This window comes from Brenneria goodwinii (assembly GCF_002291445.1).
Classification (GTDB): Bacteria; Pseudomonadota; Gammaproteobacteria; order Enterobacterales; family Enterobacteriaceae; genus Brenneria; species Brenneria goodwinii.
The window spans coordinates 4576717-4590793 of sequence record NZ_CP014137.1; the positions used below are offsets into that span (position 1 = coordinate 4576717).

General features: G+C 52.7%; 11 protein-coding genes. 6 read left to right on the top strand and 5 right to left on the bottom strand.

The genetic code is table 11. From position 1 onward, the window contains the following. Nucleotides 1–56: 56 nt before the first annotated feature. A complete protein-coding gene (putP, locus tag ACN28R_RS20305; RefSeq protein WP_048637078.1) occupies nucleotides 57–1541 on the bottom strand; it encodes a sodium/proline symporter PutP in 1485 nt (494 codons plus the stop codon). Nucleotides 1542–1715: 174 nt separating this feature from the next. On the opposite strand from putP, the gene ACN28R_RS20310 reads away from it, so the two are divergent. After that, the gene (locus tag ACN28R_RS20310) at nucleotides 1716–1916 is read left to right on the top strand and encodes a hypothetical protein (protein ID WP_095835327.1); all 201 of its coding nucleotides are present in this window, start codon (nucleotides 1716–1718) and stop codon (nucleotides 1914–1916) included. Nucleotides 1917–1954: 38 nt separating this feature from the next. Here the strand turns inward: ACN28R_RS20310 and ppiC are convergent, their stop codons facing one another. After that, nucleotides 1955–2236, bottom strand: coding sequence for a peptidylprolyl isomerase PpiC (gene ppiC, locus ACN28R_RS20315; RefSeq protein ID WP_048637080.1), 282 nt, complete (start codon nucleotides 2234–2236; stop codon nucleotides 1955–1957). A 220-nt stretch (nucleotides 2237–2456) separates the two neighbouring features. On the opposite strand from ppiC, the gene rep reads away from it, so the two are divergent. Beyond that, entirely contained in the window at nucleotides 2457–4484 is a 2028-nt protein-coding gene (rep, locus tag ACN28R_RS20320) for a DNA helicase Rep (RefSeq protein WP_095835328.1), read from the top strand. Between the two features lie 29 nt (nucleotides 4485–4513). Here rep and ACN28R_RS20325 read toward each other — a convergent pair whose 3' ends face one another. The 3 genes from ACN28R_RS20325 to rhlB all read right to left on the bottom strand — a co-directional run bounded on the left by ACN28R_RS20325 (nucleotide 4514) and on the right by rhlB (nucleotide 9326). Beyond that, the gene (locus tag ACN28R_RS20325) at nucleotides 4514–6331 is read right to left on the bottom strand and encodes a glycosyl hydrolase family 28 protein (protein ID WP_095835329.1); all 1818 of its coding nucleotides are present in this window, start codon (nucleotides 6329–6331) and stop codon (nucleotides 4514–4516) included. 202 nt (nucleotides 6332–6533) lie between these two features. Next, the gene (gene ppx, locus ACN28R_RS20330; RefSeq protein WP_095835330.1) at nucleotides 6534–8030 is read right to left on the bottom strand and encodes an exopolyphosphatase; all 1497 of its coding nucleotides are present in this window, start codon (nucleotides 8028–8030) and stop codon (nucleotides 6534–6536) included. A 6-nt stretch (nucleotides 8031–8036) separates the two neighbouring features. Next, nucleotides 8037–9326, bottom strand: coding sequence for an ATP-dependent RNA helicase RhlB (gene rhlB / locus ACN28R_RS20335; RefSeq protein ID WP_048637084.1), 1290 nt, complete (start codon nucleotides 9324–9326; stop codon nucleotides 8037–8039). Nucleotides 9327–9571: 245 nt separating this feature from the next. Between rhlB and trxA the strand changes: the two genes are divergently transcribed. From trxA to wzzE, 4 genes are all read left to right on the top strand, one after another. Then, entirely contained in the window at nucleotides 9572–9898 is a 327-nt protein-coding gene (gene trxA / locus ACN28R_RS20340) for a thioredoxin TrxA (protein WP_048637085.1), read from the top strand. A gap of 417 nt (nucleotides 9899–10315) precedes the next feature. Further along, on the top strand, nucleotides 10316–11575 hold the full coding sequence (gene rho, locus ACN28R_RS20345; RefSeq protein ID WP_048637086.1) for a transcription termination factor Rho: 1260 nt from the start codon (nucleotides 10316–10318) through the stop codon (nucleotides 11573–11575). A gap of 303 nt (nucleotides 11576–11878) precedes the next feature. Further along, entirely contained in the window at nucleotides 11879–12964 is a 1086-nt protein-coding gene (wecA, locus tag ACN28R_RS20350) for a UDP-N-acetylglucosamine--undecaprenyl-phosphate N-acetylglucosaminephosphotransferase (RefSeq protein WP_095835331.1), read from the top strand. Nucleotides 12965–12994: 30 nt separating this feature from the next. Continuing rightward, complete coding sequence (gene wzzE, locus ACN28R_RS20355; protein ID WP_095835332.1) at nucleotides 12995–14053, top strand: ECA polysaccharide chain length modulation protein; 1059 nt, start codon at nucleotides 12995–12997, stop codon at nucleotides 14051–14053. The last annotated feature ends 24 nt before the right edge of the window (nucleotides 14054–14077 follow it).

Consider the following 14077-nt stretch of genomic DNA (forward strand, 5'->3'; position numbering starts at 1 on the left):
CATTAGTGTGGATTGGGGCTTTGTCGTCAGCCCCTTTTTCATCGTCCGGTTTGCCTCTAAATGGATTTGAATTCCGCTTCTGCCTTATGGAAACGTTCAGTTACCGAGGTTGACGGCGCTTTTCCCATCAGGCTGACGACAAGGATAGTCAGGCAGTTAAACAGGAAACCGGGAATAATTTCATATAGCCCCAGCCAGCCATAATGTTTCCAGATAAGCACGGTGGCCGCACCGACAATCATCCCGAGCAGCGCGCCGTTACGTGTCATACGCGGCCAGAGCAGCGATATCAGAATAACCGGCCCAAAGGCCGCGCCGAAACCGGCCCAGGCATAGCTTACCAGACCCAGTACCCGGTTTTCCGGGTCGGCGGACAAGGCGATGGCAATGGCGGCCACCAGCAGCACCATGGCTCTGCCAACCCAGACCAGTTCTTTCTGGCTGGCATTTTTACGCAGGAAGGGTTTGTATAAATCCTCGGTGATGGCGCTGGAGCACACCAGCAACTGGCAGCTCAGGGTGCTCATTACCGCCGCCAGAATCGCAGACAACAGCACGCCGGCAATCCACGGGTTGAATAACAGCATTGAGAGTTCGATAAACACACGTTCGCTGTTGTGCGAAACGCTGCCCGCCTGTTCAGGATTGTTACTGAAATAGGCGATGCCGAAGAAACCCACGGTCACCGCACCGGCCAGACACAAGACCATCCAGGTCATGCTGATACGCCGAGCGCTGCGAATGGTTCGATGAGAGTCGGCCGCCATAAAGCGGGCGAGAATATGCGGTTGGCCGAAATAGCCCAGCCCCCACCCCATCAGCGAAATGATGGCGACGAAGTTTAACCCTTTGAACATATCCAGATTGGCGGGATTTTTCGCTTCAATCACTATGAGCGAACTATCAATCCCGCCCAGCGACAGGATCACCATTATCGGCGTCAGGAGCAGCGCGAAAATCATCAGGCTGGCCTGGACGGTATCGGTCCAGCTTACGGCCAGAAAACCGCCGATAAAGGTATAGGCGATAGTGGCGGCGGCGCCTGCCCACAATGCGGCGCCATAGCTCATGTCAAAAGTGCTTTCAAACAGACGGGCGCCGGCGACGACGCCGGATGCGCAATAAATGGTGAAAAAGATTAGAATGACCAGGGCGGAGATGACGCGCAGTAACCTGCTGGTGTCTTCAAAACGGTGGGTAAAATAATCGGGCAGCGTCAGCGCGTTATGGTTGATTTCGGTGTGAACGCGCAGGCGGCCGGCAACCCAGAGCCAGTTAAAGTAAGCGCCGATGGTCAGGCCGATCGCGATCCAGCTTTCCGAAATACCGGAAATGAAAATGGCGCCGGGTAACCCCATCAATAGCCAGCCGCTCATGTCCGATGCGCCGGCGGAGAGCGCGGTGACCAGGCTCCCCATTCTGCGGCCGCCCAGAATATAATCACCAAAGTTGTTGGTCGCCCGGTAAGCAAACAGACCGATGAGTACCATCCCGAAGATATACACCAGAAAAGTCACCAGCATAGGTGTGCTCATTGTCATTTAACTCTCCACTTTCATTATTATTTATACCCACGCTATGGTGCGATAGACCCTGAGTCTCCACGCTGGACGATCGAACCGGCCATTTTAACGCTCGCGAGCGCCTTGAAAGCGGCGCCGGGGCGTCTGGGAGTATCGCGGTCGATCTCCAGCCAAATTAAAGCGGAAGAGATTATGCCGCAATCTCAGGAAGAAGAAACCTATCAACCGTTCCTGATGTTCGCTGAACCGCTCTCGGCCATCCGATCGGCGCCATGTCGGACCGCTTTTCGGTGGCGAACGGCGGTCTGGAAAGGGCGTGGGCGGACAGGCGTGAGAAGGGCGCTGCTGGCCGAGCGGCATCCATGTGCGCAGGAAAGCGTGGCGATAGGATGAAACCTTCCCCTCGTCGGGGGAAGGCCGGGAGGATATCCCTAATTACGGTATAACACTTTAATCAGGTGGTAACCGAACTGGGTTTTCACCGGTCCAATGGGTTTCAGCAACTCGCAGGAAAATACCGCTTTATCAAAGGAGGGAACCATGTCGCCTTTACGGAATTCGCCTAAATCACCACCGTTGCGCTTTGACGGACAGGTTGAATATTTCTGCGCCATCTGCTGAAAATCTGCGCCTTGTTCCAACTCAGCCAGGATGTCGTTGGCCTGTTGCTCGGTATCCACCAGAATATGGAGTGCTGCTGCGGTATTTGCCATTTGATTACCTTTTTTACGATATTCCCTTCATTTCCAAATTGCCGGAGTTCTCATTCCTGCAACGTGAAAGCGATTGGGAGGAGATAAGCCTGCGTGCAATGTAACACCTGCAAAGCCGGATGTGGACCGCGGCGTGCGTTTAAGAAGCGAAATCCGCGATAAAGATCGCCATGGCTTTCTGCTACAATCGCCTCCTGTTTTATGATTGAGTCTTGCCGTTATGCGTCTAAACTCCAGCCAACAACATGCTGTCGAATTTGTTACTGGCCCCTGTCTGGTACTGGCGGGCGCCGGTTCAGGCAAGACGCGCGTCATTACCAATAAGATTGCCCATCTGATTCGCCAGTGCGGCTATCAGCCGCGGCATATCGCCGCGGTGACCTTTACCAATAAGGCCGCCCGCGAGATGAAAGAACGCGTCGCGCACACGCTGGGGCGGAAAGAAACCCGCGGGCTGACGATAGCAACCTTCCATACGCTGGGGCTGGAGATCATCAAGCGTGAATATGCAGCGCTGGGAATGAAGGCCAACTTCTCGCTATTTGACGATCAGGATCAGATGGCGCTGTTGAAGGAGTTGACCGAACAGTGGCTGGAGAACGACAAGACGCTGTTGCAGCAGTTAACCTCAACGATCTCGAACTGGAAAAACGATCTGATCGATCCCTCCGGTGCGGCGGCGGTGGCGCGTTCCGAGCGTGACCGGCTGTTTGCGCACTGCTACGCGCTGTATCACGATCATCTGCGCGCCTGTAACGTGCTGGATTTCGACGATCTCATCCTGCTGCCGACGCTGCTACTGAAGCGCAACGATGAAGTGCGCGAACGCTGGCAGAACCGCCTGCGCTATCTGCTGGTGGATGAATATCAGGATACCAATACCAGTCAGTATGAACTGGTTAAATCGCTGGTGGGCAGCCGCGCTCGCTTCACGGTGGTCGGGGACGACGACCAGTCGATTTATTCCTGGCGCGGCGCGCGACCGCAGAATCTGGTGCTGTTGCAGCAGGACTTTCCGGCGCTGGAGGTAATTAAACTGGAGCAGAACTATCGTTCCTCCGGACGTATTCTGAAAGCCGCCAATATCCTGATCGCCAATAACCCGCACGTTTTTGAAAAGCGCCTTTTCTCTGAGCTGAGCTATGGCGATGAGCTAAAAATCATCACCGCCAACAATGAAGACCATGAGGCCGAACGCGTGGTCGGCGAACTGATAGCGCACCATTTTATCAATAAGACCCAGTATGGCGATTACGCCATTTTGTACCGGGGCAATCATCAATCCCGTCTGTTTGAAAAAATGCTGATGCAAAACCGCATTCCCTATCGGATTTCTGGCGGTACTTCATTTTTCTCTCGTCCGGAAATCAAGGATCTGCTGGCCTATCTGCGCGTGTTGACCAACTCGGATGACGACAGCGCCTTTTTGCGGGTCGTCAACACGCCCAAGCGTGAGATTGGCCCGGCGACATTAAAGAAACTGGGGGAATGGGCCAATCAGCGCAATAAAAGCCTGTTCAACGCCAGCTTTGATTTGGGATTGAGCCAGTCCCTGACCGGGCGCGGGCTGGAATCTTTGCAGCGCTTTACTCAGTGGATGGCCGATGTCGCCCGGTTGGCCGAACGCGAGCCGGTCGCCGCGGTGCGGGATCTGATCCACGGGCTGGATTACGAAAGCTGGCTATATGAAACCTCCCCCAGTGCCAAAGCCGCCGAAATGCGGATGAAAAACGTCAATCAGCTTTTTAGCTGGATGACGGAAATGCTGGAAGGATCGGATCTGGATGAGCCGATGACGCTGACCCAGGTGGTCACGCGTTTTACCCTGCGGGATATGATGGAGCGGGGGGAAAATGAGGAAGAGCTGGATCAGGTGCAGCTTATGACGTTGCATGCGTCAAAAGGTCTGGAATTTCCTTATGTTTTTTTGGTGGGCATGGAAGAAGGGCTGTTGCCGCACCAGAGCAGCATTGATGAAGACAACGTTGACGAGGAACGGCGTCTGGCGTACGTCGGCATTACCCGTGCGCAGCGCGAGCTGACCTTTACCCTATGCAGAGAGCGGCGTCAGTACGGCGAACTGGTGCGCCCGGAGCCCAGCCGCTTCCTGCTTGAACTGCCGCAGGATGACGTGGTGTGGGAAACGGAACGCAAAGTGGTCAGCGCGCAGGAGCGAATGCAAAAAGGGCAAAGCCATCTGGCGAATATCCGCGCGCAACTGGCCAAAGCGAAGGACGCCGACAAGTAGCCAGGGCAGAGCGTCTGCCCTGAACCATATCATTGATTTACGACTTCCCCATTCACGCTCACATTTTCCGTCGCGCTAAAGTTCCACGGCGTTTCCCCGTCACGCAGCCGGCTGAACACGACGTCATCGAACTGGCTGTCGCGCAAGTCGCTGATAGACGCGGGTGGCACGTTATCCAGCCTGACGTTAACGAAACGGATTTTACTGTGCCAGGCGTTTTTCGCACTATCGCCTTTAATGTCAATCGACGGCGATGGGCCGGTTGTTCCCTGTACCGTGACATTTTTGATGAGGAAATTACGAAACTCAGCGGGGGTTTTTGACGGTGGATAGTCGATCTTGGCGTTAGGGTCGGAGTAGCTTAGGGTAATCACCACCGCCTGTTTGGCGATATCCTTCATGGCGTTGTTTCGGAACAGGATATTGCGCGCGCCTCCGCCGATATCGGTGGCGCTTTTCGCCCGTAAACCGACATCGGTCAGATACATGACGTTGTTTTCCGCGACGATATTCTCAATCCAGGCGCCGGTGTGGCTGCCCGTCACGATCGCGCCATGTCCCATACGAAAGTAGTTATTGAAAAGCCAGGCGCCGTTCATGGATTCCTGCTGGCCGGCTTTTTCTCCCGTACCGGCGGCAAAGTTAATGCTGTCATCGCCGGTGTCGAAAAAATTATTGAATACCATAACGTTTTTGCTGTTGCCGAATTCTATGCCATCGCCATTGTTGGCATCATAGGTTTGATGGATCAAACCGTTGGCAACCACATTATGGTTTTCCAGATTCATGATGCCGTGAAAAGCTGGGTTACGCACGGTAAAATCGGCCAGATAGACATTCTCTACGCCGCGTAAGGTGATTAGGCTGGAACGGCGCTGTCCGTAGGCGGTTTTAAGATCCATTCCGCCGGCGACGGCCTGCGCGACCTGATTTTTAGCCAGGATGCCGTCTTCATGTACCTTGCTGTTTTTACTGGCGGCATATTGTGGCAATTCCTTGTCCAGTTCGTCTTTGATTTCGCCTTTTTCGCTACGCTTCCAGCCGTTGCCGTCGATCATGCCTTTACCGACAATACGAATATTGCGAAAAGTACCGGGATGTGAACTGTCGGCATCAATGGCATTGATTAATGATGCCGGGCGTTCGCTGGTGGAGTACGGATAGAGATGATAACCGGCCGGATAGTCGGCGGGATTATCCGAGCCCAGCAGAATCGCGCCGTCTTCCAGATTCAGCGTCATATCGCTTTTTAACCAGATTGCGCCGATTTTATACGTCCCGGCGGGAATATCGATTCGGCAGCCGGGTTTACAGGCATCGATGGCCTGTTGGAAGGCGGCGGTATTCAGCGTTTTACCATCCGGCTTCGCGCCAAACGTATTGATATTAATAATCTGCGAGAATTCGGTTGTTTTCGCGCTGACCCGGTTGCTGTCGGCAGACTGCGAGCCGTCCGCATAGACCGCCCTGACGGTGAAATGGTACGACTTATTGGGTTGCAGCTTTTCAACCTTAAAGTTGTGTATCACGATTTTATGATGAAAACCGGTCTTATCGTTGGCGTAAAACGCGTTGATGTACGGTTTGGCCGGTGAGTATCGATCGTTATTTTCACTGGCCAGTCCTAAGGATTTTCCGTCCTGGTAAATGTGATAGTCAATAATGTTGCGTGTGTCTTCGGGGGCTTCCCATACCAGAACGATACTATGATCGTCATAGGCCAGAGTGGGAACCTGAAGGTTTTGCGGCGCGGGTAAGGGCGTTGCGGCGAAAAGGGTCGATGGTGCGGCGATCAGGCTTAACATAACAGCAAATACGCCGGTACGATAACGGGCAGAGGGTCGCATGTTTGTCCTTAATTATTAAGTTTGTCGGGTTAATTAACGTGACCGAACAAGTTGCTATCAGAAGAGAATTTTTATAATTGGAACGATGTTTTATAAAAATACATCCATCGTTTTTATTTTAACAGGAAGAGGATCACAGAACGGAGAATGGTCTTCAATACGGCAGGTTAAACGGACGGCCGAGAGAACCGCCCGCAGAACATTACAAGGTGTTTTCTTTTAGGATCAACGGCCAATGAACATAGCTTTGCCAGCGGCTTTCCTGTTCCAGATTTTCCGCCCGCAGCGGATGTTGAGCCATCCAGCCGGCAGGCAGAATAACGGTCAGGCTTTCTCCTTCGGCCTGCAGACGGACAGCGGGAAGCGTGTCGTCACGACGACGACTGGCAAAAATAATCGCCAGCCGCAGTAAGCGGCATAAACGCTGCGCCTGTATCGCCGGCAACGCATTTTGCTGATTTAACGGCATCAGATCGACAGGATTGCTCTGGTTTTGCAGCAGCGTGGCTAACAGTTTCTTTTGTGCGGGAGTAAAGCCGGGGAGGTCGCTATTGCGGATCAGGTAGGCGGCATGCTGCGGTGACTGGCGAAAATCGATGCTCAGACCAATTTCATGAACCTGACAGGCATTGTGCAGCAGCTCGCGACATCGGTTGTCCAACCGCCAGCTTTGGGCAACCTGCTGGAGAAAGCTGTCGGCCAGCGAACCCACCCGTTCAGCCTGTTCGATATCCAACAGATAGCGGCGCTGCAAATTGTGCAGCGTACGGTGACGGATGTCCTGTTCAATCGGCAGGTGCAGCATGCCATACACCAAACCCTCGCGCAGCGCGCCGCCGGCCAGCGTCATGGTTTTGATGTCGAGCGCCTGAAAAACCGCCAACAGAATGGCCAATCCGCTGGGGAATACCAGCGCGCGTTCCAGGGTAAGCCCTTCGATTTCAAGCTCTTCCAGCTTACTGCACTGGATGGCGTGCTGTTTCAACTGCTGAAGTTTTTCCAGGGTAATATATTCATCCATCCCCTGGGCGACCATGATTTCCTGCAACGCCTGTACGGTGCCCGAGGCGCCGACACAGATCTGCCACCCTTGTTCACGCAGCGGACTCGCAACCGAACGCACCATTTCGCGGGCGGCCTGTTCGGCGCGCTCAAAATTTCCAGCTTCCAAATTGCGATCGCTGAAGTAGCGCTCCAGCCAGGTTACGCACCCCATCGGTAAACTGAAAAGCTGTGTGGCCTGTGCGCCGGTGCCGGTAGCCAGTTCGGTGCTGCCGCCGCCGATATCGACCACCAGACGTTTTTCCGGGCCGCCAGTGGTATGGGCAACGCCCTGATAAATCAGTCTGGCCTCTTCTTCACCGCTGATAACCTGCACCGGCAATCCCAGTATCTGACTGGCCTGTCGCAGAAATTCGTCTGCATTAGCGGCCAGCCGTAAAGTCGCGGTGGCGACGACGCGCACCTGCTCCGGAGGGATATCCTGCAACCGTTCTGAAAAAAGGCGCAGGCACTGCCAGCCTCGCTGCATCGCTTCCTGCGATAACCGGTTTTGCTTATCCAGCCCGGCGGCAAGGCGGACTTTTCGCTTTATTTTTGCCAGCGTCTGAATACTTCCGGCGGCTTCCCGGACCACCAGCATATGGAAACTGTTGGAGCCGAGATCGATGGCGGCATAAAGTGAAGAAGAGCTTAACATTTGCGGTCAACCCTGCCGTTTACGATTAGTGCGCGGCGCTCCGCTGCGGCGCGGCGTATTATGCCTGCGCGTGCTGTTATTGGAGCGAGGCGGGCGCGTTAAACGTTTTGGTGCCGGTAAATCGTTAAGCAGAGCATCGCTATTGTATTTACTGACCGGAATATGGTGGCCGATATAGGTCTCGATGGCCGGTAAGTTCAGCGCATACTCCTCGCAGGCGAGGCTGATGGAGAAACCGCTTTCGCCCGCGCGGCCGGTACGGCCGATACGGTGGACATAGTCTTCGCAATCGTCCGGCAGGTCGTAGTTGAATACGTGAGTGACGGATGGAATATGCAGGCCGCGCGCCGCGACGTCCGTCGCCACCAGAATGTCCAGATTGCCGTGGGTGAAATCATCCAGAATGCGCAGACGTTTCTTCTGCGCCACGTCGCCGGTTAACAGGCCGACGCGATGGCCGTCAGCGGCTAAATGACCCCAGACGTCTTCACAACGGTGTTTGGTATTGGCGAAAATAATGCAGCGATCGGGCCACTCTTCCTCAAGCAGTGTCTGTAACAGGCGCATTTTTTCTTCATTAGAGGGATAAAACAGCTCTTCTTTAATACGGTGTCCGGTTTTTTGTTCCGGTTCGACCTCCACGTACTCCGCATTATTCATTTGCTCAAAGGCAAGCTCGCGTACGCGATAGGAAAGCGTGGCGGAAAAGAGCATATTCAGGCGCTGCGTTACCGGCGGCATGCGGCGGAACAGCCAGCGAATATCTTTGATAAAGCCGAGATCGTACATGCGATCGGCCTCATCCAGCACCACAACCTGGATCGCGCCCAGATTAATGTGGTTTTGCTTGGCGTAGTCGATCAGACGGCCTGTGGTGCCGACCAGAATATCGACGCCGCTTTCCAGCACCTTGAGCTGTTTGTCATAACCATCGCCGCCGTAGGCCAGGCCGAGTTTTAAACCCGTCAGGCGGGAAAGCGCTTCCGCATCGGAGTGAATCTGCACGGCTAATTCACGGGTGGGCGCCATGATTAACGCGCGAGGTTGATTGACCTGACGCTCTGCGCTGGCAGGGTGTGAAAGCAAATAATGGAAAGTAGACGCGAGAAAAGCCAGCGTCTTGCCAGTACCGGTTTGCGCCTGACCTGCTATATCCCGCCCTGACAAAACCAGGGGCAGTGTTAACGCCTGAATAGGCGTACAGTTATGAAATCCTTTACTTTCAAGGGCTTCTATAACCTGCGGGTGCAGGGCGAAGTCGGAAAACTTCTGTTCAGTTAAGTGTGTTTTGCTCATAGTGTGGTAGAATATCAGCTAACTATTGCTTTACGAAAGCGTATCCAGTGAAATAAAGTCAACCTTGTTGTTGGTTAATCTACATCAACAAGGTAGATATACCCCTCATCTTTCAAGTTGCAGGCGTGTTGGTTGCCTTCTCTACCCTGGTCGCTTACTTGAGAAGCGCCTGAGGATCCGTTTGGTTGCCGCCTTCCCGCACCTTGAAACCTATTGGGTATAGAGATAATCCTGTGGAGTAAAACATGAGCGATAAAATTATTCACCTGACTGACGGCAGTTTCGATGCGCAAGTGTTGCAAGCTGAGGGCGTAACCCTGGTTGATTTCTGGGCTGAGTGGTGTGGTCCCTGTAAAATGATCGCTCCTATTCTGGATGAAATTGCTGAAGAGTTTGCCGGTAAACTGACCGTTGCCAAGCTCAACATTGATGAAAATCCGGCGACTGCGCCGAAATACGGCATTCGCGGCATTCCAACGTTGTTGCTGTTCAAGAATGGCGAAGTGGCGGCCACCAAAGTGGGCGCGTTGTCTAAAGGTCAACTGAAAGAGTTCCTGACCGCCAATCTGTAAATTTCCGGGGGCGGCGAACGGACAATGAGTAATTCTCATATTCACCGCTTGCCGCCCGTCAGGAAGCGTGCTAGATTCTTCAACACTGCATATCGTACTTACCTATGTTTAAGCTTTTAAGCCCTTTAAGCTTAAGCCTGAAAGTTTGAGTCTAAAGCATTACTCTGTGTCAAAATCGGAAAGCCATTGATTTACAAAAATGTTCGTTATCTGGTTTGGGCAATCTAATAGTTTTAAAATAATTTGTTTTATGTGCTTTCGATCCCTTGCCATCGTTTTGTGCAGAGTCCGCACGCCTTAAGTGTGAAGCAAGACGAATACCTGGTGATTGGAGGTTGTTATAGAGGCATGGATGACCCTGCCATACCATTCACGTTAATAGTTCGAGATTTACCCCGAGTTTAAGAACCCACCATTATGAATCTTACCGAATTAAAGAATACGCCAGTTTCTGAGTTGATTACTCTTGGCGAAAGTATGGGGCTGGAAAACCTGGCCCGCATGCGCAAACAGGATATTATTTTCGCGATCCTGAAGCAGCATGCAAAGAGTGGCGAAGACATTTTCGGCGATGGCGTGCTGGAAATATTGCAGGATGGATTTGGTTTCCTCCGTTCTGCAGACAGTTCCTACCTCGCCGGTCCCGATGATATCTACGTTTCTCCCAGCCAAATCCGCCGTTTTAACCTTCGCACCGGTGACACCATTTCCGGCAAAATTCGTCCGCCGAAAGAAGGTGAACGCTATTTTGCTCTGTTGAAGGTTAATGAAGTCAACTACGACAAACCCGAGAATGCTCGCAGCAAAATCCTGTTTGAAAACTTGACGCCGCTGCATGCGAACTCCCGCCTGCGTATGGAACGCGGTAATGGCTCGACAGAGGACTTGACCGCTCGCGTACTGGATCTGGCATCGCCGATTGGTCGTGGACAGCGTGGTCTGATTGTCGCACCGCCGAAAGCGGGTAAAACCATGCTGCTGCAGAACATTGCGCAAAGCATCGCGTACAACCATCCCGATTGCGTGCTGATGGTGCTGCTGATTGACGAACGTCCTGAAGAAGTTACCGAGATGCAGCGTCTGGTTAAGGGCGAAGTGGTCGCGTCTACCTTTGATGAACCGGCTTCGCGCCATGTTCAGGTTGCTGAAATGGTAATCGAAAAGGCAAAACGCCTGGTTGAGCATAAAAAAGACGTCATTATTCTGCTGGACTCCATCACACGTCTGGCACGTGCCTATAACACCGTCGTGCCATCATCCGGTAAAGTGTTGACGGGTGGTGTGGACGCCAACGCCCTGCATCGTCCCAAACGTTTCTTCGGCGCCGCGCGTAACGTTGAAGAAGGCGGTAGTTTGACGATCATCGCCACCGCGTTGGTGGATACCGGCTCCAAAATGGATGAAGTGATTTACGAAGAGTTCAAAGGCACCGGTAATATGGAGCTGCACCTCGCGCGGAAGATTGCTGAAAAACGTGTATTCCCGGCTATCGACTACAACCGTTCCGGTACACGTAAAGAAGAGTTGCTGACGACATCAGAAGAGCTACAGAAAATGTGGATTTTGCGTAAAATCATCCACCCAATGGGCGAGATTGACGCGATGGAGTTCCTGATCAATAAGTTGGCGATGACCAAAACCAACGATGAATTCTTCGATATGATGAAGCGTTCATAAGTCACGGATGAACTCGGGGAACGCCACGCTGGGTCGTGGCGTTTTTTTTTATACCTATAATTTATCTACCCAATAAATTTCAAGGCAGGGTTAATGCAGCTGCAACTTGAGAGATGATGGGGATAAAATGATTAGCCGAAGCGTTAATCGCATAAACAGCGTTCCTCATACTATTGCCCGCTTGATGGAGGGGTAGTGCCGGTAGTTCGATGGTGAGCTGGCGCATACCGATGCGGCAGATAGGATTGAAGGCGTTAACCGAGCGTATATTAAGCACCACAGCGAGGCCAGAAGCTGTGAACGGTGAATTTACTCACGATGAGTACCGAATTATTAATTATTTTTTTGTTTTCTCTAGGTTTCCTGTTTTTTGCTCGTCAGGTTGCGAGAATAATAGGGCTTGTTGATCGCCCCAATTATCGTAAGCGGCATCGCGGACTCATCCCCCTGGTCGGCGGTATCTCGGTGTACGCCGGAATCTGCTTTACTTACCTGATCACCGATCAATACATTCCCAATTTCCGGCTTTATCTGTTTTGCGCCGGCGTGTTGGTTTTTGTCGGCGCACTGGACGATCGCTTTGATATCAGCGTAAAAATCCGCGCCGTCGTGCAGGCCTGCGTCGCGATTATCATGATGGCATTCGCCGGTCTCACTCTGCATAGTTTCGGGCATATTTTGGGGCCGTGGCAGATGCAACTGGGCCCGTTTGGTTATCTGGTGACGTTGTTTGCCGTCTGGGCCGCGATCAATGCATTCAATATGGTGGATGGTATTGATGGACTGCTGGGCGGATTGTCCTGTGTTTCCTTCGGCGCAATGGGCATATTGCTGTATCTGAGCGGTCACGCCAATCTGGCGCTCTGGTGTTTTGCCATGATCGCCGCCATCATTCCTTACATCCTGCTTAACCTTGGCGTTTTCGGTAAACGTTATAAAGTTTTCATGGGGGATGCGGGAAGTACCATGATTGGCTTTACCGCGATTTGGATCCTGATTCAAACCACGCAGGGGAATCAGCACCCGATTAATCCGGTTACTGCCTTGTGGATTATCGCTATTCCTCTGATTGATATGATTGCAATCATGTATCGTCGCCTGCGTAAAGGGTTGAGCCCGTTTTCTCCCGATCGCCAGCACATTCACCATTTAATGATGCGGGCGGGTTTTACTTCCCGGCAGGCTTTTGTTCTTATTACGTTGGCGGCGGCACTGCTGGCCGCGTTCGGCGTCTTAGGAGAATATCTCTCATTTGTTCCCGAATGGGCCATGTTGGCATTATTTTTGCTAACATTCTTGCTGTATGGCTACTGCCTTAAGCGTGCGTGGCGAGTGGCGCGTTTTGTTAAGCGCATCAAGCGTCGCATACGTGCCGATGAGCGAAAGTAGTGGTCTTGACCAAATAATTTTGGGGAAGTAATGAAATCAGAGAACCTATCCACCGCAAGCGCGTCAGTCGACAATGAACTGGATATCCGCGGTTTATTTTGCACACTGTGGCGTGGCAAGATCTGGATCCTGTCTATTGCCTGCTTGTTTAGTCTTGCCGCGCTACTCTACTCTTATCTGGTAAAACAGGAATGGAGCGCGACGGCAATCACCGATCGGCCAACGGTAAACATGCTGGGCGGATACTATTCGCAGCAGCAGTTTCTGCGCAATCTGGATGCCAATTCATTTTCCACTCCACAGTCTGAGCTGCCGGCGATCTCTGCTGTGGCGTATGATGAGTTCATCATGCAACTGGCGGCCTACGATACGCGCCGCGATTTCTGGCTGCAGAGCGATTATTATAAACAGCGTCAGGAAGGGGATGACAACGCGGATTCCGCCCTGCTTGATGAACTGGTGAATAATATTCAGTTTACGCCGCATGACGATGCCAAGAAGACCAATGACGGCGTAAAACTGGTGGCGGAAACGCCGGCTGATGCCAATACGTTGCTGCGCCAGTATGTCAAATTCGCCAGCCAGCGCGCCGCCAGCCATCTTAATGAAGAGATTAGCGGCGCATGGGCGGCCAGAACCATTTTCATTAAGTCGCAGATTAAACGGCAGGAAGCGGTGGCGAAGGCGGTGTATGAACGCGATCTGCACAGCGTTGAACTGGCGTTGAAAATTGCGCAGCAACAGGATATCAACCGTAGTCAAACGGACACGCCGGCGGATGAATTGCCGGCATCCGAAATGTTTTTGCTGGGAAGGCCGATGCTCCAGGCGCGTTTGGAGTCATTACAGTCCAGCGGCCCACACTATGATCTTGACTACGATCAGAACCGCGCCATGTTGGCGACCTTGAATGTAGGACCAACGCTCGACGTCAATTTTCAGACCTACCGTTATTTGCGTACGCCGGAAGAGCCGGTCAGGCGCGATAGTCCGCGCCGGGCTTTTTTGATGGTTATGTGGGGCGCCATCGGCGTGTTAGTGGGCGCGGGTGTTGCTTTGGTTCGTCGTCCTCGCTTATCAGTTGGTTGATTAGCGTCCGATTCGCAGTAAGTA

Coding starts and splice junctions, on each gene's coding strand:
- rhlB (WP_048637084.1), bottom strand. CDS start 9,326: ATGAGCAAAACACACTTAACTGAACAGAAGTTTTCCGACTTCGCCCTG.
- putP (WP_048637078.1), bottom strand. CDS start 1,541: ATGACAATGAGCACACCTATGCTGGTGACTTTTCTGGTGTATATCTTC.
- ppx (WP_095835330.1), bottom strand. CDS start 8,030: ATGTTAAGCTCTTCTTCACTTTATGCCGCCATCGATCTCGGCTCCAAC.
- trxA (WP_048637085.1), top strand. CDS start 9,572: ATGAGCGATAAAATTATTCACCTGACTGACGGCAGTTTCGATGCGCAA.
- ACN28R_RS20325 (WP_095835329.1), bottom strand. CDS start 6,331: ATGCGACCCTCTGCCCGTTATCGTACCGGCGTATTTGCTGTTATGTTA.
- ppiC (WP_048637080.1), bottom strand. CDS start 2,236: ATGGCAAATACCGCAGCAGCACTCCATATTCTGGTGGATACCGAGCAA.
- rep (WP_095835328.1), top strand. CDS start 2,457: ATGCGTCTAAACTCCAGCCAACAACATGCTGTCGAATTTGTTACTGGC.
- ACN28R_RS20310 (WP_095835327.1), top strand. CDS start 1,716: ATGCCGCAATCTCAGGAAGAAGAAACCTATCAACCGTTCCTGATGTTC.
- rho (WP_048637086.1), top strand. CDS start 10,316: ATGAATCTTACCGAATTAAAGAATACGCCAGTTTCTGAGTTGATTACT.
- wzzE (WP_095835332.1), top strand. CDS start 12,995: ATGAAATCAGAGAACCTATCCACCGCAAGCGCGTCAGTCGACAATGAA.